At 44.4% G+C, this 22,587-nt stretch carries 16 protein-coding genes; 1 reads left to right on the forward strand and 15 read right to left on the reverse strand.

Annotation, left to right across the window (positions count from 1 at the left end; all coding sequences use genetic code 11):
- Positions 1–53 precede the first annotated feature (53 nt).
- The 6 genes from SMSP2_RS04375 to SMSP2_RS04400 all read right to left on the reverse strand — a co-directional run bounded on the left by SMSP2_RS04375 (position 54) and on the right by SMSP2_RS04400 (position 9,284).
- Complete coding sequence (locus tag SMSP2_RS04375) at positions 54–2,144, reverse strand: sodium:solute symporter family protein (RefSeq protein WP_146682791.1); 2,091 nt, start codon at positions 2,142–2,144, stop codon at positions 54–56.
- A gap of 177 nt (positions 2,145–2,321) precedes the next feature.
- Positions 2,322–3,476, reverse strand: coding sequence for a Gfo/Idh/MocA family protein (locus tag SMSP2_RS04380; protein ID WP_146682792.1), 1,155 nt, complete (start codon positions 3,474–3,476; stop codon positions 2,322–2,324).
- Between the two features lie 173 nt (positions 3,477–3,649).
- Positions 3,650–4,651, reverse strand: a complete 1,002-nt coding sequence (locus SMSP2_RS04385) for a DUF4434 domain-containing protein (protein WP_222566405.1) — start codon at positions 4,649–4,651, stop codon at positions 3,650–3,652.
- Positions 4,652–4,755: 104 nt separating this feature from the next.
- Positions 4,756–5,634, reverse strand: a complete 879-nt coding sequence (locus SMSP2_RS04390; protein ID WP_146682794.1) for a type II secretion system protein — start codon at positions 5,632–5,634, stop codon at positions 4,756–4,758.
- Positions 5,635–5,669: 35 nt separating this feature from the next.
- Positions 5,670–8,381 (reverse strand): LamG domain-containing protein, encoded by a 2,712-nt coding sequence (locus tag SMSP2_RS04395; protein ID WP_146682795.1) that lies wholly within the window; start codon positions 8,379–8,381, stop codon positions 5,670–5,672.
- A gap of 93 nt (positions 8,382–8,474) precedes the next feature.
- Complete coding sequence (locus SMSP2_RS04400; RefSeq protein WP_146684813.1) at positions 8,475–9,284, reverse strand: LamG-like jellyroll fold domain-containing protein; 810 nt, start codon at positions 9,282–9,284, stop codon at positions 8,475–8,477.
- 284 nt (positions 9,285–9,568) lie between these two features.
- Between SMSP2_RS04400 and SMSP2_RS04405 the strand changes: the two genes are divergently transcribed.
- Positions 9,569–10,633 carry a LacI family DNA-binding transcriptional regulator gene (locus SMSP2_RS04405; protein ID WP_146682796.1) on the forward strand — a complete coding sequence of 355 codons (1,065 nt, stop codon included), beginning with the start codon at positions 9,569–9,571 and terminating at the stop codon, positions 10,631–10,633.
- Between the two features lie 236 nt (positions 10,634–10,869).
- Here SMSP2_RS04405 and SMSP2_RS04410 read toward each other — a convergent pair whose 3' ends face one another.
- From SMSP2_RS04410 to SMSP2_RS04450, 9 genes are all read right to left on the reverse strand, one after another.
- Positions 10,870–11,508 carry an integrase core domain-containing protein gene (locus tag SMSP2_RS04410; protein WP_146682797.1) on the reverse strand — a complete coding sequence of 213 codons (639 nt, stop codon included), beginning with the start codon at positions 11,506–11,508 and terminating at the stop codon, positions 10,870–10,872.
- Positions 11,509–11,599: 91 nt separating this feature from the next.
- Positions 11,600–12,799 carry an ATP-binding protein gene (locus tag SMSP2_RS04415; RefSeq protein ID WP_146682798.1) on the reverse strand — a complete coding sequence of 400 codons (1,200 nt, stop codon included), beginning with the start codon at positions 12,797–12,799 and terminating at the stop codon, positions 11,600–11,602.
- A 172-nt stretch (positions 12,800–12,971) separates the two neighbouring features.
- Positions 12,972–14,201, reverse strand: coding sequence for an AGE family epimerase/isomerase (locus tag SMSP2_RS04420; RefSeq protein ID WP_146682799.1), 1,230 nt, complete (start codon positions 14,199–14,201; stop codon positions 12,972–12,974).
- A gap of 13 nt (positions 14,202–14,214) precedes the next feature.
- The gene (locus tag SMSP2_RS04425) at positions 14,215–15,411 is read right to left on the reverse strand and encodes a glycoside hydrolase family 88 protein (RefSeq protein WP_146682800.1); all 1,197 of its coding nucleotides are present in this window, start codon (positions 15,409–15,411) and stop codon (positions 14,215–14,217) included.
- A 13-nt stretch (positions 15,412–15,424) separates the two neighbouring features.
- Positions 15,425–17,110 carry a sodium:solute symporter family transporter gene (locus SMSP2_RS04430; RefSeq protein ID WP_146682801.1) on the reverse strand — a complete coding sequence of 562 codons (1,686 nt, stop codon included), beginning with the start codon at positions 17,108–17,110 and terminating at the stop codon, positions 15,425–15,427.
- A 22-nt stretch (positions 17,111–17,132) separates the two neighbouring features.
- Positions 17,133–18,026 carry an amidohydrolase family protein gene (locus tag SMSP2_RS04435; RefSeq protein WP_146682802.1) on the reverse strand — a complete coding sequence of 298 codons (894 nt, stop codon included), beginning with the start codon at positions 18,024–18,026 and terminating at the stop codon, positions 17,133–17,135.
- Between the two features lie 20 nt (positions 18,027–18,046).
- The gene (locus tag SMSP2_RS04440; protein ID WP_146682803.1) at positions 18,047–19,084 is read right to left on the reverse strand and encodes a Gfo/Idh/MocA family protein; all 1,038 of its coding nucleotides are present in this window, start codon (positions 19,082–19,084) and stop codon (positions 18,047–18,049) included.
- A gap of 15 nt (positions 19,085–19,099) precedes the next feature.
- Complete coding sequence (locus SMSP2_RS04445) at positions 19,100–20,464, reverse strand: DegT/DnrJ/EryC1/StrS family aminotransferase (RefSeq protein WP_146682804.1); 1,365 nt, start codon at positions 20,462–20,464, stop codon at positions 19,100–19,102.
- 28 nt (positions 20,465–20,492) lie between these two features.
- Positions 20,493–22,580, reverse strand: a complete 2,088-nt coding sequence (locus tag SMSP2_RS04450) for a hypothetical protein (protein ID WP_146682805.1) — start codon at positions 22,578–22,580, stop codon at positions 20,493–20,495.
- Positions 22,581–22,587: the final 7 nt, after the last annotated feature.

Genomic DNA, 22,587 nt, shown 5'->3' on the forward strand with positions numbered 1-22,587 from the left:
TGATAAAATAATAAATATTTTTTAATAATCTATCCTCTTTATAAATTTTATTGCTAATTATCCGACAAAGATTTGAGTTGTTTGATAAAATCCTTCATATCCCTGATGCCGCCAAAAGTCAACCAGACGGTTATTATCAAGCCGAGTATATACATACCCCACATCCAGTAATACCAGAACTCAAACCAGAGCTGATCGCTAATACGTTTTCTATAAACAGCGCCCAATATGAACACCGCCAGCCAGACAAAAGGCCATATCAATGACACTGTAGCTATAATATAGTCGCCTTTTGTAAAACTGCGTGAAAAACCAAGCCGTGTCAAGACGGTATCCTTTGCCAGAAAGCTCTCGCTCTGGTCGCCCTCTACCGCATAGCGGCCCCTGTGGAGCAGCTTGTCCATATTGAAATTTGTTCTGCATGTAAGCAGCGATGTAACAATATAAATCAGAATACATACACAGCAGGTCATGAATAAAAATTGCTGAGAATTGAGACTATAAATAAACCTGATAAGACCCCAGAACGCTTCGTTACAGTTAATCTTAGCAAGAAAACTGCTCAGACCCTGCCAGAAGGGCATTTGCACCGCACTGTCAATTGCAGAAAGCCCCGACTGAGTTGTTATAATTCCAAAAATCGAAAGTAACAGGCCGCAAGCCATTGCAAGCCAGGCCGCCTTGTTAGTGCCCTTCTTCCAATATAAACCGCCAATAATTACCGTCCCGGCACCTCCAAAGAATATCGAAGCTGTAATCTGGCAATACATCATGATCCGCTGAGAATGCGTAAAACTCAGGCTGAAGACAAACACATAAACCGACACGCCAATTATCGCAAGCCGAAGCAGCTTTAAATGCTGTTTCTGGTTGACTTTTTTCTTTTTGAAAGGCAGTACAACATCCTGCATGAACATAGCACCCCAGGAATGAAGATAAGTATTGTGAGTGCTTATAAACGCCGCCAGCATGGCAGCACAAAAGAGCCCTCTCAGCCAGAATGGTATGATCTTGCCAATCACAAGCGGCAAGCGTATCTGGCTTGTTATCTCATCGGTCTTATCGTGATATAACTGTGCCAGCTGGCCGACCTGCTCGGTGGTCTTCTCTGCTAAAGCCGGTACGGAAGAATAGTCCTGCTCGACAAATCCATCTTCCATCTTTCTGTACAGGCCGGTGAGAACATCAGACTCTGCGACATCGAGCGTGCTTAACAGTTCATAATCCTCCCAGCGGGTGTTCCTGTCTAAAGCATATTCCTTGAGTTTTGTCTGCACCCGATGGGTTGTAACTCCCTTGACCTCCATGGCCTCGGAAGAATAATTGTCGTGTTCGGTATATACGTGAACGGCTATCGGCAAAAACACTAACAGCACCGGCAGTATCGCCCGAAGCTTCCACGGCTCAAGGACCTTTGCCATCTTTGCTTCGTGCGGGTTCTTTGCACAGCAGTTATAGCCAGCAGAGCCCTGCCATGCCAACAACAGATAAAAATCCATAAAGATCGCTATAAAGTAAAAGCTCGGGTTAAAATTGGCGTCCTTGCCAATATCAAACGGATTTACCAATGAATGACCGGCAGGGGCTGCAAGCAGAGTTTCGGCTATCTCGGTCTTTGAAAAGGCGTAGAACAAATAACCTATAACAACAGCAAACACAAGCGTTGTAAAAACTCCCTGGACAAAATCAGTAAACATGACAGCTATCTGGCCGCCGATAAAGGTAAAGAACACCGATATAGCCAGCAAGGCAACCATCAGAAAGGCGTATGTCGATATCTCCCAGTCAATGCCCGGGATACTGAACGAAAACGGCAGATCACAGAAAAAAATAAAGAACCTTGACCCAATCGAAGGAAAGATACCAAAGTTTAAAATCCCGGATGTAAACGCAACAAGACCTGCAAAAACCCTGAATGAGCGGCTGTATCTCATCTCAAAAAACTCTGGAAGTGTCATTGCCCTGGTCTGCCTATATCGGTATATAACCCAACCTGAGAGTGCAAGCAAAACCGCTACCGGGCCATACAGACCGGAAACCATAAGCCACCAGTTACTTGCAAAGCCGGTGTCATAGTTAATCTGAAAAAAGTACATCAAAGATATAACGCCAAGCCCGGCCATACCATTTGAAACTGAAATCATATATCGACCGCCGCACCGCTCTGCAGCAAGAAAACTTTCTACTGTTTTAGAAAACCTTTTGGTGTAAACAGCACAGGCTGTCAAAAAAGCGAGGAATAAAGCAACTATCGACCAGTTAAATAAAGACAAATCAAATCTCCATAATGACTTTCAAAAGTTAGAGAACTAACGCTGATTTCATTCAGCTTGATTGAGCACCCTGTCAACCTTTTGCCATACAGGGTTCATATCGTAAACAACACCATCATCCATGGCCTTGTCAACACCAAAGCAGGTGGCCGCCGAGATCAACGCATCTGACATGCCTGTAGGCGACTCTTTTAAATTCAGTACAGCTTCCGAGAGGCTCTTACAGAGGAAATCATCGCCGCCGGCGTGACTGCCCTTAACCGATGTGCTTATATCTTTGAATTGCTCATCAAAGCCTATTCTACGCACTTCAATCTTGCCGGTGATTGCGTCAGCCCTAATTGCCCCCTCCTCGCCGAGGATATAAATCCTCCGCTCGGGTATTGCCGAAGAGCAGTTTGTGTGAAAAGTGCTGCGAACACCATTTTCAAATTCCATTATTGTGACCTGATTATCTATGATATCCTTTTCATTTAAGAATGGATTGTTGGGCTGGCCCCAGGCGTAAAAAGCTTTTTTGCCCTCGGTGTTTACTCCGAGCTTCTCAATCCAATGCTCATTGCAGGGCTTGAATATGTTAAGCCCGCCAAAGCTTGCAACCCTTGCGGGCCTTGAATTACTCAGCCAGTTGGCAATATCAATATCATGACAGCATTTTTCAAGCAGGTGAGTACCCGAATTTTTTATCAGGCTCCTCCAACCGCCCATAATATAGCCGCCATGGTTGAAATCCAGCGTCTCGTTGAACTCAAAACTCACAATCGAGCCAATCAGACCCGAATCCAGAGTTTCTTTAATCCTCATGTAGTGAGGCGAATATCGTAGGGTAAAGCCTATCATAAACTGCTTGTCAGTGGTTCTCCAGGCCTGATAGATTTTTATACAGCCCTCAAGATCGGTGGCGAGGGGCTTTTCGCAAAAAACATTTTTATTGTTTTCAAATGCCGAAAGTACATGCTCGAGGTGAAAACTATTCCACGAACCAACCAGCACCCAGTCTATCTCAGGATTGCTTACCAGCTTTTCATAGCTGGCATAAACTTTGGGTTTTATATCTAGATATTCGCATGTCTGCTCGATTGACTGCTCTGAAATATCGTTAAGCGCAACTACCTCAACCCTGTTGGTGTGCTTCATCAGTCCATGGGCAACCTGACGTATTCGCAGACCACAACCAATAATGCCAATTTTGATATTGTTCATTAAATCACCTGTTGGATATATTATCCATAATATCTTATCATGGGTATCTTTATGTATTTATAATTAATATTTTCGATATTTGAAAGGTATTTGAATGCTCCTGCCTAACAAGGCAGCAGATTTAACCCGGGTGAGTTGCTACAAAATCGATGTATTTTTACACCAAATGCAGTTTAGCCTGTAACCCTGGAGCTTGCCAGAGTTTTATCCACAAAATCATTGCCAAATTTACCACTGGCAGAATATTTGTCCGCATTCATCTGGTCGAGATCGCCTTTTTTTTCGAGCCAGTTGCAGTACCTGCTGTAGAGGTTTCTGGCCGCTAGGTATGTAGAATTCGGACTCATGAAGTGAGAAAATTCAAACGTTATCAACTTATCAACTCCAGCCTCTGTAGCCGCCTCCATCTTACGATGCAGAACGGGCCAGCTTACAGGCGGAAACTTAATCGGCTTATCACGGTCAAAAGTCTCAACGTTAGTCCAGCTCTTGAGGCCATATTTTCTTGCAAGAGAAGCATTTACATGTAGATAATCAAGCAATTCAGAAAAATCAACATTGCCATCCTGAAACGCTACAACATCTACGCAGTCTTTTATTTCAGCAAAAACTCTATCCCATGACTTCTCGTGTTCTGCCAGGGTGATGGGGTTTTCTGCAAATTGTTTCTTCCCATGGATATATGGTGATATGAGAATGGGCATATCCTTTAAGTCCTTGAGGTGGCGTCCAAGCTGACGATAAACCTTCATTACAGCGGGGTTATAGGTATCAATCTCATGGCTGATATACCAGCCCTTAAATGACTCATGGTGGCCATATTTGTCGACAACTTCTTCTGTAAATGCCTTATTTATATCAACTTCGAGCTGGTATTGGCCCTCCATCCAGTATTTGCCACTGTCATAGGTGCCAAAAAAGAGACTCATCGAATATTTATCGGCAAGGCCAAGAAAAAGACCCAGCAAATCATCAGGTGCACAGACATAGCTGTTATGTTTTTGAATAACAGAGGACTTAAAAGTCGCAAAATCCTTATATCCGTTACGTATTACAATAACAGTATCTATGCCAATCATTTTCATTGCACGAAAATCTGCCTCCCATTCTAATGGCCCCCAGTTGGAAGAGGGTATATCGTGGGTAATCTCGTCAATAAATGTTCCGGTGATCATAATGTTGTTTTTCCAGCGTGTTAAGTTTTTATGTTATGTACAGGCTTTTTATGGTTATCCAGCTCGAAACCTGCAGCACCGCGGGGAATTATTATAGAGGACAATCAGCCCCTCGGTACTCCATTATCGATCAAGCGAGTACCAACTTTATCTCTGGTAGGAACTCTCGAAGCATCTGGATCGCTGACCGACTTTTCAAGCTCTTTTCTATTGTAATCGCCGACATGGCCATCAACAAAGAGGCAGTTGAACTTACCGTCCATTGATTCTTCGCCCTGTCTTCCGCCTGTTTTACCGTGCCTGCCGGGGATTACATATATCTTTTTGTCAGTCGGGTTCATGGTTCCATATGGTACGTAGGCATAACGCTGTCCATCCCATATACCTGTGTTGGTACTGGTTACCTTGAACCAGCTTTCCTGTATAACATCATAGCCAAAATTATACCAACTGGCATCAGCAAACAATATTTTATCACCAGGTCTTTTTATTGACGAAACCCTCCAGAGACTGAACTCATGGTTCATGCCGTATGCGTTACCTGCCGGGAAAACTTCTGGGCGATCTTTTTTTGCCAGACTGGGGCAGTGCAGAATCGAGCCTTCGCCGGCTGTCCAAGTGTTAGATTCCTGGCTGAATTCTGCGGCTACATTAACATACTGACCAATTCCAGGCAGGCTGTAAGACCTGCTGCCGGCCCTTATTGCCAGACGGGGATCATCTGGATGCCACCAGGCGCCTGTAATCTCAGGATGCCAGTCTTTTTCTGCATCAGAATAGGGTATAGCCGATGGCATTTTGCCCTTGTAGTCATGCTGATAGAGAGTCACACCCATAGCTATCTGCCGCAGGTTTGACTTACAGACAGACGACTTACTCAATTCCCGAACCCTGCTCAAGGCAGGCATCATAATTGCCATAAGCAATGCTATGATAGAGATTACGACCAGCAATTCTATTAAGGTAAATCCGCGTTTTTTCATGTCTATGCCTTTATTTATAATTATATTGTTATCTATTATTGTAACCAATTTGAAACTATTACAATCAAATCCTGGAAATCTACAACACAATCTCCGTTAATATCACCTTCAACCGGTCCGGTACACTCGGGAACAAAGATGAATTTGATATTATCAAAATCTATAGTTCCGCTGTCAAAATCTACAGCTGCAAACGGAGCAGAAGAACAACCGATCTCAAATCCATAAATATCAGTTAAATCACTGTACTGGCTCAGGTCGGCAGTTATAACCTTCCAACCTGTTGCCTGGTCTGTAGTTAAGGCTGGATCAGCAACAATATACGCAGCCGGATCCATTCTATGCTCGCCGGTAACACCACCGCAGCCAACACCGCCCTGGAAGAGCTTGATCGTGAAGTACTGTTCATGGCTGTTGCCCTGTGCAAAGTTTACCATAACTTCGAGTTCGTCATACTGGGACAAGTCTTTCGGAGTATCAAATACGTACATAAATTCAGCAAGGCCCCACTCATCGCCAAAACCTAACAGGTCATAGCTGTAACGCAGGAAGTTGCCCTCGGCATTGTTCTGCAGATCAAGGGTTACATCACCGTCTTTATATACAGAATAGTAATTTGCCGGCACTACTTCCCATTCAGTCTGCATAGCCTGTGATGTCGCATAGCTCTCAAAATCATCAACAATCCAGTCGCTGCCTTCTGTCAGGTTGCTGTTTTGCCAATAACCCGAGAACATGGCAATATCTTCATTGTTGACAAAGGTGTCTTTATTTATATCACCAACAAGATACTCTGGAGTAAAACTCCATACAATACCCTTGTTTACATTTGCACCATCAAGCACATCAACTCTCCAGAAGTAGGTTGTATCTACCTCTATTTGTGCTGGCACAACTACACTTGTAGAGGCTAGATCGCTTTCGATCAGCTCGGATGCACCTGGATCAGAGGTGGTGCCAAAATATACATTATATCTCGGCGAAGCAACATTTACCGGCGCCTGCCAATTGAGTTCACCAAGGGTTTCAGACATTGTTACTGTACCAACCTGTGGAGATGGATCCGTTGCCAGCATTCCAGCTGATGTGCTTGCAACCAATGATGCAACCTGTTCAGCGTTCAATGCCGAATCAAAGACATACACCTCGTCCATATCGCCCTGCCATTTTGCATGACCAAGGCTCAAACCGCCGCCACCTATCCGGATAACAGAATCCATAGATGTAAATGCGCTGTTATCCTTGGAAGCAACTAATGAGCCGTCAACATATAAAGCTATATCTGCTGTCCCGTTGCCCTTGTCATTCCAGCTGAAGGCATAGTGGAACCAGGTTTCCTTAGTCACTGCCGGCGTGGTCAAAACCTTCCATGCATCATTAGCGACACGGGTTGTTACTGTGTATGGCTCTACTACGCCATTATTATCGAAGAATGCATAGGATTTCCACGCCTGATTATAACCCTCTGGAGCAGAATCCCAAAGCAATGGGTAATACTGATGCACAGCATCAACATCCAATCTTGCCCACATGGCTACAGTTCCGGTTGCTCCCGGATTTGCAACCGCAAGCGAGTCTCCGCCTCTGAGCCACCAACCGTTATTGACAAATTCACCATAGCTGCCTGCAATACCGCCCTCAATGATATTAATCTCTCCTGCAACCGGTTTTGTTATAGTACCATCTGCCGATGTTGCCAGTTGATCATCAATATAGGTCGCACCGCCAAATGACGTATCACTGAAGGGTATATGCGAAACAGCTACCAGCCGGTCGCCGGCGACAGCTGTCTTGAATGACCAGACAACGGCTTCATAACTCGAAGCACCATCGATAACCTCGACTTTCCAGTAGTAATTTTTGCCGCTTTCTACGGTTATCTCTGTACTTGGAGCAGATGTTGTGATCGGCGCAACTCCAGTAAAATCAGCACTCTCAGTAGCAACATAAACCTTGTACTCAGGTGAGGCTATCCCTGTTGGAGCCGTCCAGCTGAGCGTTATATTTCCTTCTTCAACTTCACAACCTACGTACGGAAGCGGCTCTGTCGCAACGCTGCCGCTCTCAACATTGGCGATAAGTCCTGCAATATCAGTCTCGCTGAGAACACCGTCAAAGATATACAATTCATCCATCTGCCCATTAAACTTATACTGGCCGGACAGGCCGCCGCCCGCGTTAAATTTACTGCCCGGGGCTGTCCATTGCTGAGCAGTACCGGTCTGTGAATCAACTAGAACACCGTCAACATATACATAGCAATCAACGTAATCGCCATTTCTTTTCCAGGTAAATGTATAATGGAACCAGGAACCAAGTTCAAAATCCTGACCAATAAGTAATGCGCAACCCGGCCAGCTGCCAACCTTGCTGTAAAATTTGCCCGCATTCGAGTCGTTGTACATTTCCCACATCCATCCGCCTGTACCTGCATCCCAGACATTCTGATAATCGTAATTATGATCAATATTGAGATACATTGAAAGGCTGCCCTCTTGAGCCATTGAGTGGCTCAATTCAAGGTGGTCGCCCTGACTTGCGGCTGTGGGATTAGTGAATTCGGCGGCTTTGCCTACCGGGCCATTAATAAAGTCGATAGAACCAACGCCGCCCCCCGCATCATCTACAAGACTGGCGTTTCCAAAATTGTCTTCAAAGGATAAATATTGAAGCGCAACAGGGCTGGTTGCGGCGGACATACCGCAAATACATAACGAAATAACTATAATATGTATCGTCTTGATCATAATTTATAAATCCTTTAAAAACAAATTACCTTATTAAATCTGGCAGGAACGGGCCGGTACCCGCTCCTGCCGTTTGTTATATTCTTTTAATATTTAAACTTTCCTGCGAATACGAAGTGCAAGTGTACCAATGCCCAACAGAACCATTGTTGCCGGCTCGGGAACAAGCTCGCCAAGCTCGGCTCCTGAAAGTGCCTGGTCAAATACATATACCTCGTCCATATCGCCCTGCCATTTTGCATGACCAAGGCTCAAACCACCGCCGCCTATCCGGATAACAGAATCCATAGATGTAAATGCGCTGTTATCCTTGGAATCAACTAATGAGCCGTTAACGAACAGGGAACAATCCATTGTTCCGTCGCTATTATCACTCCAGGTAAAAGCATAGTGGAGCCAGCTTTCTTTAGCCTGTGAAGTCGCGGTCAATACTACCCAAGAATCTTGGTTGACACGGTTACGAATGGAATATGGGTCTTCCAGACTATTGTTAACTGAAAACTCAGCATAAGATTTCCATGCCTGTGTTGCACCTGCCGGGGCCGAATCCCAGAGAAGCGGATAATTTTGCCATACGGCATTGACATCCAGCCTTGCCCACATAGCGACGGTACCGGTTGTACCTGGATTAGCAACTTCGAGTGAGTCTCCACCACGCAGCCACCATCCATTGTTCACAAATTCGCCGTATTTACCGACAACGCCGCCCTCTACCAGGTTGATTTCACCTGCGACCGGCTTGATTGTCGTACCGTCCATCGATGTTGCCGTCTGGTCATCGATATAGGTTGCACCGCCAAATGACGTATCTTCAAAAGAGATATACGAGGTGGGAGCCGGAAGGGCAAAGACGCTGGCACTAACTAACATTACTGCCACTAACATTGTTCTTGTACTTAACATAAGTATTTCTCCTAACAATTACCAATAACTTATTTCACAAAAGTAACACACTTCTGTTTTGGGAAAACGTTTACCTTGTACAAATTACCATCTTATGGCTTTTATTCAACCTTTTTTTCATTTTTTTTACGTCTTTTTCAAGAAAAATATATAACATTCAGCAATAAAAGAGTTTAAAAGAGAGATACACTTAAAAAAACAAGGCACACGTTTTACTTTTTTCTTTGTTTTTTCGTTTCGTGCCTTATAATCCAAATATAAATCAAAGTTCTTGAAAGTATAACATGAGCAAAGAAAAAAGACCTACAATAGTCGATATAGCAAATAGCCTGCAAATTTCGCCGGCTTCTGTCTCACGCGCCCTGAGAAATGCAGGAAAGGTAGGTGTAGATTTAAGAAAGAAAATCCTCATCGAAGCCAAACGTATCAACTATCAACCCAACTTTGCAGCCAAAGCCCTGCGAAACCAGTCATCACAGCTAATCGGGTTGATTATACCAAACTTTTTTTCCTTTCAAATCGATGAGCTTGTGCGAAAAATACAATATTATGTACAAAAAAAACACTACGGCATAATACTGGGCGTTACTGAGTGGGAAACCGAAAACGAAATCGAACAGCTCGAATTTATGGCCGAAAAACGGGTTGAGGGAATCATAGTCAAATCCAAGGGAATGCACCAGACAATTGACAAGATACAAGAGCTCTCAATGGACGGGATGAGAGTGGTAAGCCTGCTGGACAAAGTAGATATACCCAACGTCAGCTCTGTTCTTGTTAACAATGCTATGGGCGGCTACCTTGCAACAAAACACCTGCTTGAAAAAGGACACCGAAGAATTCTATACGTAACATACCAGCAAACACAGTCGAACGAAGGAAACGATTCACACTTCTCCAGAGAAAGATACTTCGGCATGCTCAGGGCATATGCAGAGATGAATATTAAACGCCCCGACAACCTGGTATTCTATGACAAAAGCACCAACCAGAACCATGATACTGAAGCGCATTTTAAGGAGTACATCTCCAGGCACACAGACTTTACAGCCATTTTCGCCTACGACGACCAGATCGCTGCCGGCGTATCCAGAGCAATAAGGTCCCATGGATACAGCATACCAGAAGATTTTTCGCTCGTGGGTTTCGACGACAGCATATTTGTAAACAAATGGAGCAACCCACCCATCACTGTAATAAAACAGCCTGATGATGAAATAGCTTGCGAAGCAGTCAGGCTACTGGTCAACGACAATAACAATGAGCTACCCCCAGCGCATTCAGTTGTAATTAATCCCGAACTGATAAAACGAGAGTCTGTAGCAAGTATAGTTGTCAAGCAGCCATGAGGCCACTTGTACTTGTCAAGCGTTCACGAGACCATAACAAAACGGCCGTACGGTGCATTTATTCATCCAGGATTAAATCTATGCTTTTAAATGAGTTAAATTCAACATGCTTGGTTGGAAATGATTGATAACCACTCACGGTTACAAGCAAAATGGGGAGAAATTTGCTTCATTTGTAGCTGTTTCTCATGATACGGACGCACCGATGCTGTAACTCAGACTTGATTTATTAGGAATTAGGCTGCCAGGCGGTGGTAGGACTTCAGCAGCCCGCCGAGGCGTTCGATGCACTGGATTTCAGCATTGTCATCGATTTTGTGTTTCGGCTCGATGAAACCGCCCAATGATTGATGAATGCGTTCGTGGTGATAATACTGGCCGAATTCTTTGAGAACGTATTCAAGCTGTTCTACTGATGTTAAAATAAGCTGGTTCAAACATTCAAATTTTACTGTTTTCACATAGCGTTCTGCGACGGAATTCAAATCTGGGCTTCGTGGTGGAAGCTTTATGGGTTCTACGCCTGAGCTTTTTAGAATTTGATGAAAACCGTGCGACTTAAAAAATGAGTCCCTATCATGGATCAGGTAGCGTTTGCCGTTCAGGAAGCCATCCTCAAAGTCTGTGAGGATACATGCAGCCTGACTCATATACTTGCCGTCCGGCTGAAGCTTGACGGGTGTATAGAAGACCTTTCTGATTGATAGATCAATCAGAAAAAAGACCATACACCTGACCAACCGCCCTCTCACAAGCAATTCTACCGTGAAGAAATCACACGCAGCTATGACATCCCAGTGGCTCTTGAGGAACTCATACCAGGTCGATTTGACTGTCAGGTCCGGCTCAGGATCACGTACGGTGCATTTATTCATCCAGGATTAAATCTATGCTTTTTAATGAGAGAGAGCTATGAATATTTTTACACTACGGTTTTTTGCACTGCTTTAACTGTGAGATAAATTTTTATCCAACCCATTTTTCGATTGGACTCGAAAGAAATTCTTCTATCCTAATCCCCTGTCCACCGACAAGAAGCTGCCGTTTTACATTAAATTCTTTGGAGAATTCCTCCATCCCCGGCAAGCTGTATTCTTTCTTGCCACTTTTGACCTCGATAGCGACTACTGTTTTGCCGGATTCAAGGACAAAATCGACCTCTTTGTTTCGATTTAGCCAATAATAAACTTCTATGCCTTTTCCTTTAGAACTATTGATTAAATGAGCACCAACTGCTGATTCTGTTAGCCTGCCCCAGTATTGGCGATCATGTATAGCTTCCGTGTAGGAGAGGCCTGACATCGCGGACATTAGAACGGTGTTTAATACAAGTAATTTTGGGCTTGAACCCCTTTTGCGATGAGTTTTTCCTGAAAACTTTTCCAAGCCGGCCAGCAGACCTGCACCGCTAAGCAAATCAAGGTAATGTGCCAGTGTAGTTGTATTTCCTGCATCCTGTAATTGTCCTACCATTTTCTGATAAGAAAGGATCTGTCCGGAATATTCGCATCCCAAATGAAACATCCTTCTAAGTAACGCCGGCTTGTCAACCCTTGTCATCAATAGGATGTCTCTCGATATAGTGGTTTCGATAAGTGAATCAGCTATATATTGTTGCCATCGCTGTTTGTTATTTGTTAGCTCAGCAGCACCAGGGTAACCGCCGTGATAAATGTAATCTTCAAGAGTCATACCAAAGCATTCGTACATTTCAGCAAAGGACCAATGCGCCACATATATGGTTTCAAATCTGCCGGCAAGGCTTTCAGTCAAACCTTTTTGCATGAGAAGAGGAGATGAACCAGAAAGAATAACTTTTAGATTGATGTCATTCGCAGTGTCTTCATCCCACAGCCTTTTTACAGTTTCTGACCAGCCTGAAACTTTTTGAACTTCATCAATCACAAGCATGGCAGATGAGTTTTTATCTTCTGAAATTTTGAGTCTGGCTATATCCCACTGCTGGCTGAGCCATGACCGGTCTTGAAGGGTGGGCTCATCTGCAGAAGCGTAATGAAAGGCTAATCCGCAGTCTTTGAGTAACTGTCTTGCAAGGGTTGTTTTACCAACCTGACGGGGTCCAGTCAAGACTTGAATAAATTTCCGTTTTTCCTTTATCCGACTTAAGATTTCTTTATAAATAGGTCTTTTGTATTCTTTAAACATTCGAAAATCCTTTACAAATTACTCAATACAATGAGTAATATTACACGATACTTATGTCCATTTCAAGCAAAATATTGAAAACACACTAAATTGTTCTTATTGAGATAGTATGTAGTTGTTAAGCCGTTATAGGACCACCCATGCTTGACTGCAGCACGTGACTGCAATTCGGCTATCTCCTTGAGATTTTATTAATCTCTAGAAGATTTAACATTAAATGCCGAGGATGATGGTAATTTTCAATTCGCTTGATGTTAAATTGAAACACTCCGTCACGTGGAGCCCACGGATTCCAAAGTGGCAGACCGTATCTCTCTAAAGAGACTTTTTCTTTCACATAAGAAAGTGTCCTGTGAAACCATTTTTGAGCCCATTGTGATTTTTTTTCAGACATTAACAAGAGCGTACCGATGAGCACCTCTTCCTGCAGCCAGCCGGCCTTGTCAAGAATCCAGTCGTTACATTCGGCATCTTTCAAACAGCGAAAAAAACCGCCGTATTCTTCGTCCCATGCGGTTTCAAGGTGAAATTTAAAACACCTTTCTGCCCTTTCAAAGAGTTGATCATCTCTTATTCTCTTTGCCTCGTCCATTATCATCCAAAGGATTTCGATAGCATGGCCGGTATAAAACATATTCCTGTATTCATTTTGAGGCAGGGAAAAATCATGGTTAAGGACTTCATTGAACAGCTGGTACCGAGGATTGTAATGATGATCAAAAACAGCGTTAAGACATCTCTCACATATATTTTGTAACTGGTGGTCATGTTTAATTCTAAGCATCTGGGTGCATACACGCAGCAGAACCATCCAAACTCCTAACAGCCGTGCGCCTGGAACGTCACTTTTAGAATTCATATAGACTCTCGGTGCAGACGGAGCGTAATCCGGACGATCATAGATTCGTACACATTTACAGACAATACTTTTTGCTACATCCCATAACTCTTGATTATCCGCTGCTTTGGAACATTCAGCAAACCCTTCGGCAATAAACAAATCACCGTAAACCTGGCCGGCGACATCAACATACTCGCCGCCGATTAGAACCCCTTTTTCGCAACTTATAGGCTCACCATCCCGTGTAAACTCCGCAGACCAGAGGTTGCTATCTGAAGGTTTTCTGCGAAGCAGGAAATCAGCTGCCATCTGAGCTGTTTTCAAATGCCTGCCGTCTTGTGTTAAATTGTTATACAGGAATGAATAGACCCATATACCTCTGCCGTTGTACCAACTGTTTTTGTTTGTTGAGAGCAGATTTCCACTCTGATCAGCTTCACACATAAAGCCGCCTTTTTCATGGTCTATGATATGGGCGTCCATGAAAGGAAGAAAATCGTCAAACAGCCATTTCTCATACTGTTTCTTCAGGTTGGATACATCGATTTTATAATCAGACATAAGCAAATGCCTATCAAAAGGTTGAATCCGGCTTTAGTATTTCTGAAACCGTCAGGCCGAGAAAACCTGTAGTCCTTACAAGCTCTTTTATTCCGTAAGCCTCACTGTTTTCTGGGACAAGCATGTAAGCAAAAAATCGCTTTACAGCTTCCTTTACGTCTGCATCCTGCTGAATGTGAACGTAATACCAGTTAAGCAGTGAAACAACCCCGGGGCTTCTCTGCTGATCAGGGCTTCTCAACTGTCCCCATGTGCCGTCATCGTTTTGGTTTCTGAGAATCCAGTCTATTGTCGGGCGTATATCTTTTGCAAACTCGGCCCTCTCTATGTCGTTCATAAAACGATATACTCCAAGGAAAGCCTCCGAACAATATGTCAAGGTATCGAGCGGCCAGGTGTCGAGTTCTTTGCCGTCAAGCATATAGGGTATCTCACCGTCAGCCTCTCTTACCTTTAAAAGCCAGTTGACGGCGTCTGTTGAAATATTCCTGTATTTTGGCTCATTTGTGAGTTCATACATCTGACTCATGAAAGCACCTGCCGTTGTAGCAGTTGATATGGTATATGGCTCCATGCTCAGGTGCCCTCGGTAATAACCGCAGCCCAGAGCACCTTTATGTTCACCTGATTTTATAATAAAGCTGCCGGTTGTATCTCTGCCCAAAAACTGAGGGTCTCTTATGCTGCCCTCTGTGACGAATAATGCCATTCTTTTAAGGCAATCAAGGTATATTGGCTGTCTTTTAGAATCCGCGTGTTTATATATTACCGATAAAGCGGTTGCCGCTGTTCCCATATCTCCAAAATATATATTTGAATAAAGAACGATTTCACGCCTGGGAAAATCAGCCCAGAATCCGCCCTGATTTATCTGTGATGTAATAGTCAGCTGCTGCTGATTACAAAAGCCATCCGCCCATTTTACAGCCTCATTTTTGTACTTCTCTTCACCTGTAAGCCTGTATGCGGAAACCAGAACCCGTGCGAAATTCCCGTTTATAAATATTGACTGGTCAGTATCTTCAGTATTTTTCAGTTGTCCGCTGCCAAGGTCAAGGCTCATTATCCAGTCTGCAATATCTCTAAGGTAATCAGTGAGTAACACCTCTTCTTCCGCGGTGAATATTTCAGGCGGCAGTTTTGCCTGCGTTTGAAAGGAACCGAACAGACATATACAAACAATAACGCTGATACATAAATGGTTTTTCATGAGGACTCCTGAATTAAGTGTTATGCGATTTAGTTTTTTTTGCAATCAGCAGAAATACGCAGCCTACTGCCATCATAGCGGCGCCAACAGCTATACTAAGCTTGCCTTCAGATATATTGGTAAAAAGAACAGATACCGCCAAAACAAGGCCGATGGCGAATGTTCCTATTGATATTATTGGAAAAAGCGCTTTGACCGAATCGTTTTTCTCAGTTACTGTTGCGACATCAGTTTTTGATGCCGCATTGCTTACGAAACGGTCAACTTCTTCACTCCTTTGAGCCGAATCCGGTTTTAAAAATGTACCCGCTATAAGACCGGCAACAGTCGTTAAAGAGGTAATAGAAGTTATAACCTGTTCCTCTCGAAGATATGGATACCATCCGCCAATCGCGAATGCCGTTAATCCTGTTATTATCCCTGCAGAAAATCCAAGCAGCCCGCCAAAATTGGAGATTCGTCTGGAAAACATACCGACCAGCATAGGAATCGCAACCGGCGGCAGAAACAGGCCGAATATCTTGACCATCACCCTGAACAGGTCATCAGAACCCTGAATCTTTCTGATCATTATAGTTATGCCGATAACTACCAGGCCGACAATAAGAGTATTTACTCTGGCAAAGAGCATAAGTTTCCTGGCTGAAGCCTCTTTGCTGACCATCCTCTTATAGATATCATTTGTAAGTACAGAAGCAATAGCATTGAAATCACCGGCGAGCATGGACATTGTTGCCGAAAACATGGCTGCTATAACCATCCCTATCATACCAACAGGCAAAACAGACTTGCAGACTATAGCATAAACCTCGTTGCTGTTTTCAATCTCCGGCAGGAAGACCCTTGCTGTCATCGCGGGAATATAGAATATCGGCGGGCCCACAAAGTTCAATATCGCGACCAGATAACCGACCTTGCGTGCGTTTTTATCGCTGCTTGTTGAGTAATACCTTTGAACGAGTGCCCAGGAAGTTGTATAGTTAAGCAGAATTATGAAAAAGAACACAAGCAGGTAACCCCAGGTGTATTTTGTGTTTATAAGACTGAAGAAACCTTCCGGAGCCGCCTCTATAAACCCCTGAAAGCCGCCGGCCCTCTTGAGCGTCAAGAACGGCAAGACCAAAACCGCTGCAAGCAGCACGACAAACTGTATAAAGTCTGCTACAAGAGCCGCCCAGAGGCCTCCCATGAATGTATAGCTTATCATTATCAGCCCTGATACAATGATTGCCGGAGCCAAAGGAAATCCCATGCCGGCAGCCACGACAGTGCCTATCGCAAGAAGTTTAAGGGCATCATCGAGTATTCTTGTTGGTATTCCAACCCAGACCAATCCCTGCCGCATCTTATTTCCATATCGAGACTCGATATATTCAAGCGGGCTTGTCTGGGCGATCCGCCTCCACCTGGAAGCCATGAATTTGGCCCCTATCAGCATTGCCGGCACAGTCAGCCAGTATATAGTAACAGCGACGAACCCGTACTGATAGGCCAGGGCAGAATAAACAACAAATCCCAAAGCGCTGAAACTGCACATATAGAAAGAGATTCCGGCAAGCCACCATGGAACCTGTTTGCCGCCGCCGAAAAAGTCTCCCATGTTTTTTACTCTTCCCTGAAAGTATATCCCGATTCCAACCATGACGGCAAAAAAACCGGTTATAACTGCGTAATCAGCGAAGTAAAGGCCGTTATCCATTAAAAACTCCAATATTTTATAACTAAATTTCTATATTCAGGATTCCGGCAATATTCCGGTACATAATCTTATCATAAGCCTGAGAACTGATTTTCGATTCATCCCTTGCAGCCTGGAGCCAGGGGATGTGTTTTCTCTCGTTATCGGGCGAGCAGTAATCCAGACCGAACAGAAGTCTGTCCTGAAACCTTTCTATAAATCTGTATGCGAATTCAGTATCCCGCAGGAACGCATTGAGCCCGCTGTTGGCAGAAATATCTCCGTAGAGATTTGGATAGTCTTCCATAAGCCGAACTACAGCACCGCCTTCAGCGACAGGGCCTTTGGGGTAGCCGGCCTTTTCTTCTTTGGTAACTTCCCCGCTGATCTCTGCCCAAAAGCCCTGTGAATGGCCGAAGAACTTCAATTTCGGAAACATCTTTAAAACCTTCTCAAAGCGGGGGAATCCTACATCATCCATCAAACCATAGTCATTTGAAGCCTCGATTGAAGTATGAAATGTGACAGGAAATCCAACCCTTTGGCACGCCTCAAATAAATTGAGGATACGCGGGTCATCCCACCATATCTTTGCGGAAATCTCACCAAGGCCCATACAGCCGGCAGCTTTGTACTGGTTAAGGATAAACTCAAAGTGGTCTGCAGTCACATTGAGCAGAGAACCTGTAAGCCGCGGATCTACATTGCAAAAAGGAATGAATCTGCCGGGATATTTTCTACATATTTCAAGCACTTCGTAAAGCCCCTGATACTCCGGCAGTATTTCCGGATTGCTCATCGGCAGTATAACGGCCTTGTCAATGCCGAATTTATCCATTACGGCAATCTGCTGCTCAGCCGACATAAAGGTTGTCGCCTCCGGAGTGTAGCGGATTCTGGGGTTCATTAAAACATGCGAGTGTGCGTCAATAATCATTGTAAACTTTCCTGAGCTTTTTAGAGACTGACTGTTCGTCCTTCTCTGGCTGACTTATAAATCGACTCTATGAGCTTAACGGATTTGGAGGCCTCAGGGCCGCTGATCTTGAATTCGGTTCCAGTCCGTATAGATTCTATGAAATCCTCAAAACATTTTGTATGGAGAGTATGGGCTATCGCCTTTGGGTCTGAAAACCCGCTTTTATAGTCCATATTTGCGTACTTTTCAAGAACCTGCTGGTCTCCCGGCTCGCTGTTTTTAAATTCAAATACTGTGTAGCTGTCTTCAAGATAGACGGCCGTTCCCTCTGTGCCCATGATTTCCAGACGTTTGGGCTGACCGGGGTAACAGGCGGTTGAACCGTGAATTACACCCAGCGCACCATTTTTGAATTTCAGTGCCGCCGCGGCAGAATCCTCTGCCTCGATATCTGGATGGCCTACCCTGGCGGTAAACGCATTGACGGATTCAATGTCCGGCATAAGTTCGCAAAGTGTATCTATCATATGAATAGCCTGATTCATCAAGGCACCGCCGCCGTCGAGCTTCCATGTGCCGTGCCAGGAATCTTTATAATAATCGTCAGACCTCCACCATGGAACATAAACTCCCGCAAAGGTTATCCTGCCGAAGCGCTGACGTTTGATAGCGTCTCTGAGCGGATCAAGCGACTCTGAATATCTTGTCTGAAATATGCAGCCCAGCTTTGTTCCGGCTTTGTTATGAGCATCAATTATCTCATTTATCCTCTCAACAGTAACTTCCAGGGGCTTCTCAATAATAGTATGTATCCCATATTGAGCTGCCGTAATTGCAGGATCCCTGTGCAGACCGGAAGGTGTTGCGATGGTTAAGATATCTACATCAACGCTTTTGAGCATGTTTTCAAGACCATCAAAAGCGGCGCAGCCGTACTGGGATGCTAATTTATCCGCTTTTTCCGAATCAATATCGCATATTGCAGCAAGCTGTGCATCCGGTATGTCCTTGACGGCTTTTGCATGAAACTCAGCTATTACGCCGGCTCCGACTATGGCTATTTGTAGTTTGCTCATTTCATTATCCCCTAACTATTTGCTGTTTGCGTTACTTTTGAAAAAACTGCTGTACCCGCCGTACTCTGTCTGCGAATCGTTGTCTCCATCTGCAAGCAAGTCAATATTCTCTACGACTTTCCTGTATGCATTTACATGCTGATCGATTATATCTTTACGGAAATGCTTGAACCATGGCACCTCAAAAACCTGTTTGACTATTGACTCGGCTGCAGGCAGCGATTGAACCATCTCTACACTGTCGGGTTCGGGATGGTTTGCAATCTTTGTCGGGCGGCCCTCGTTAAATACATCCATTTCGGTAAACAGAGGATGCAGGTGTAAGGGCTTATTACAGCCCGGATTACAGACTGTCCCCTCAGCCTCAAGCGCTGCGGAGAACCTTTTGAGCGAAACCCCGCCAAGCTGATCTTTATCGTATTTGAAATGGGGATAATACCAGCCTCCTTTTGTAATCGAACCATAAGGGACTTTTCGCATAGTGGATATTCCGGGCAAATCTTCAAGCTGCTCGCAGAAGTAATTCATAGCTTTGTCAATTTCCTGCATTTGCTTTGAAAACATTTTCAGCTGAACAAGACCAAAGGCCGAGGTCAACTGATGCATACGGTTTTTGGCACCGCCGCATGGCAGCCCTGCATATTTTTTCAGATGACTGCTCGTTATCTCATTATGCCTTACATAATGGCCCCACAACAGAGACCGCTGATAAATTTCACTGTCATTTGTTATGAGTATGCCGCCCTCGCCAATAGCAAATGCCTTGCCGGTCATAAGTGAAAAGGCAGCAACATCACCGAAAGTCCCTGCCATCTTGCCGTTGTACAATGCCCCGTGCGCATGTGAGCAGTCTTCGAGCACTTTCAGGCCGTGCTTTTTTGCTATTGCCATGATGGAATCCATATCGGCAGGGATACCCGCATAATGAACAACTACAATTGCTTTGGTACGTGGAGTAATTTTGCGTTCAATATCTGCCGGGTCAATATTAAGAGTTTCAGGGTCTATATCGGCAAAAACCGGAGTTGCCCTAAGCAGAAAAGCCTGAATGATTGACGCCCAGAATGTGATTGTGGGGCATATAACCTCATCGCCGCTGCCTATCCCCAGAGCATACATTGACTCGAGTATGGCTGATGTGCCGTTAGGGCAGGCAAGGGCATAATCTACACCGTGCCATTTGGCGAACTGTTTTTCAAATTCTCTTGTCTTGTCCAAACCTGACATATTTCCGGCACGAAGCACCTCGAGCACCGCCTGTTCATGTTCGGGTGTAACTATAGGCCAGGTAAACATATCGGCCTGTTCGGCTGTAACTTCTTTGTCTCCGCCTAAAACAGCGAGAGAACCGGAAGTATTTGTTTTTTTCTGTGTGTACATGTAATAGAACCTCTTATTTGATTTTCGTTTAATTTCTGTCTATAATACGCTCTTTAATACCCCAGCTCTGAATCTTATCAAAACTCAACAATGCTTTTATATTATTACATTCAAAACTAATTTCAACATTTCGGGCGGCAGTATCAGATATATTTGCAGCTATTACCAGAATCCTGCCGTCAGTGAACTTATAACCTATTACTGAAATACTGCTATTGTTACATTTAAATACTCTGCGGGCATCTGAGGGTGAATTCAGTATTTCTGCATTGTCCCAATCGTATTTGCTCAGAATCTCCCAGTACGGCCAGACCCACTGGTTGTTGGAGGCATCCGCTCTTCTTGAGAAAAGCTCTGTGCCGTCAGAAGAATTAAAACCCATAAGAATCTGCGGAAAGAATCCCCAGCCGGCCATTTTGGCCGCGCCCATAGGGCTCCTGAAATCCGCGGACTCTTCCGGCCATGGAGTTACAACATTGCCCGCAAGAAAACCGTCATAAACAGCTTCATGGACATCGCCGCTGAACATATCACGAGTCGGCCCCGCTTCTCCCGGCGTGTCCGCATCCCAACCCAGATTTGACAGAACACCTGTGTTCATACTGCCCTGGTGGCCGATTAGAAAGCCTTTGTCGCCTACGATATTTCTGAGCTTCCTTGTAAACTGCATATACTGCTTTGCCGGCAGGTATGTTCCATCAGGCGAATAGTGCATATCATGGACCTCAACCTCGACAGGCTGGAGATATTCATGAACCGCCCGTCCGGTAAAACCATGCCAGTCAGCATAAATGCCGTCATAATCTTTCGTAAGGTATTTTTCAAAGAACATGGTGCTTAAGGCGTAATCCTCGACACCTCTCATATATAAACCAACCTTAATGCCCCTGCTGTGAGCATGTTTAATCATCCTTACAAGCTCTTTTTCGTCGCGAGGAATTGAATAGTCGGCATGAGGATTGCCGTTCGAGCCGCGATTCTGCATCCATTCGTGATGAAGCAGCAGGATACTTCCGTAATTTTGAGCCATAAGATCGATCTCTTTGTTGGATGGATACCAGCTTTCCTGATCAGTTATCGCATTAAGAATGGCAAGAGCCTTAATCCGGTCGCAGTCTTTGGCGTTCTCCTGAATCGCGTCGAGAACCTCATTCATTTTATCTGGATCGTTACTGACCCAGTATTTTGCTCCCTTCCCTGATAATTCCTTGAGCAGATCAAGTGCTTCGCCTCGAGTCATCTCCGGCATACGCTCTTCAACTGCACGCATTATAGCACCGGGCTGTGAGGCAAAATTGATCCAGTGATAAATCCTCTGGCCGATAACACTGCTTTTCTGTGTTGATTTAATACCCGCTCCAAGTCCCATTGCCGCAGTATTATGATACACGCCTGGGGATACCAGCCGCGTTTTGCTCTGGGATAAAATCCATTTATATGAGCCGCCCTTGTTTATAAAACCGGGCTCTCCGGCGATATTTCTCCCGTCCTGGACAACAACCTCTACTTCGTTTGTAAAACTGATTGCCGGAGATTGTCCGAAAGCGATCCTTGCAGACGGTCTTGCCATGATGAGTTTCTCTTTGGCAATGTTTTCATTTCTGAAATAATCTGCATTTACTACCTTTTCTGTGACCTCAAAACATATTGAAGCCTTGTCAAAACTGAAAGTCTCTTCAAGACACTCAACATAGAAATCGACAAACACGGCTCCTTCGGGACAAAACTGGTAAACCAGCCTGCATTTAAGCGGCCCGAACATCTTGTGCTGATCTGCAAAACGAGAAATCAATGTAACGAAAACATCGCCGTCATGTTTATTTATATCGAGCAGCTCGGCATCACTTAGAGCATAGCTTTTGTCTTCAGCAGTAAAGCTCAGATACGGAAAGGCTTTAACCGAATCATCAATAACCGGATTCCATTTAAGCCCGTCAAACATTCCCAGACTGCTGATCAGACCACCCTTTTCAAGATCAATTACGGCCCTGAAATGCGCGCCGCTTAACTGAATTTCATTTTCATCGTTTGCAACTGACACACCAACTGGTGCATAATTAACCGCGTGAACGGCAGATAAAAAAAACGTAACTGCTAATAATATAATTTTATTCACTGCAAAA

It is taken from the genome of Limihaloglobus sulfuriphilus (assembly GCF_001999965.1).
Classification (GTDB): Bacteria; Planctomycetota; Phycisphaerae; order Sedimentisphaerales; family Sedimentisphaeraceae; genus Limihaloglobus; species Limihaloglobus sulfuriphilus.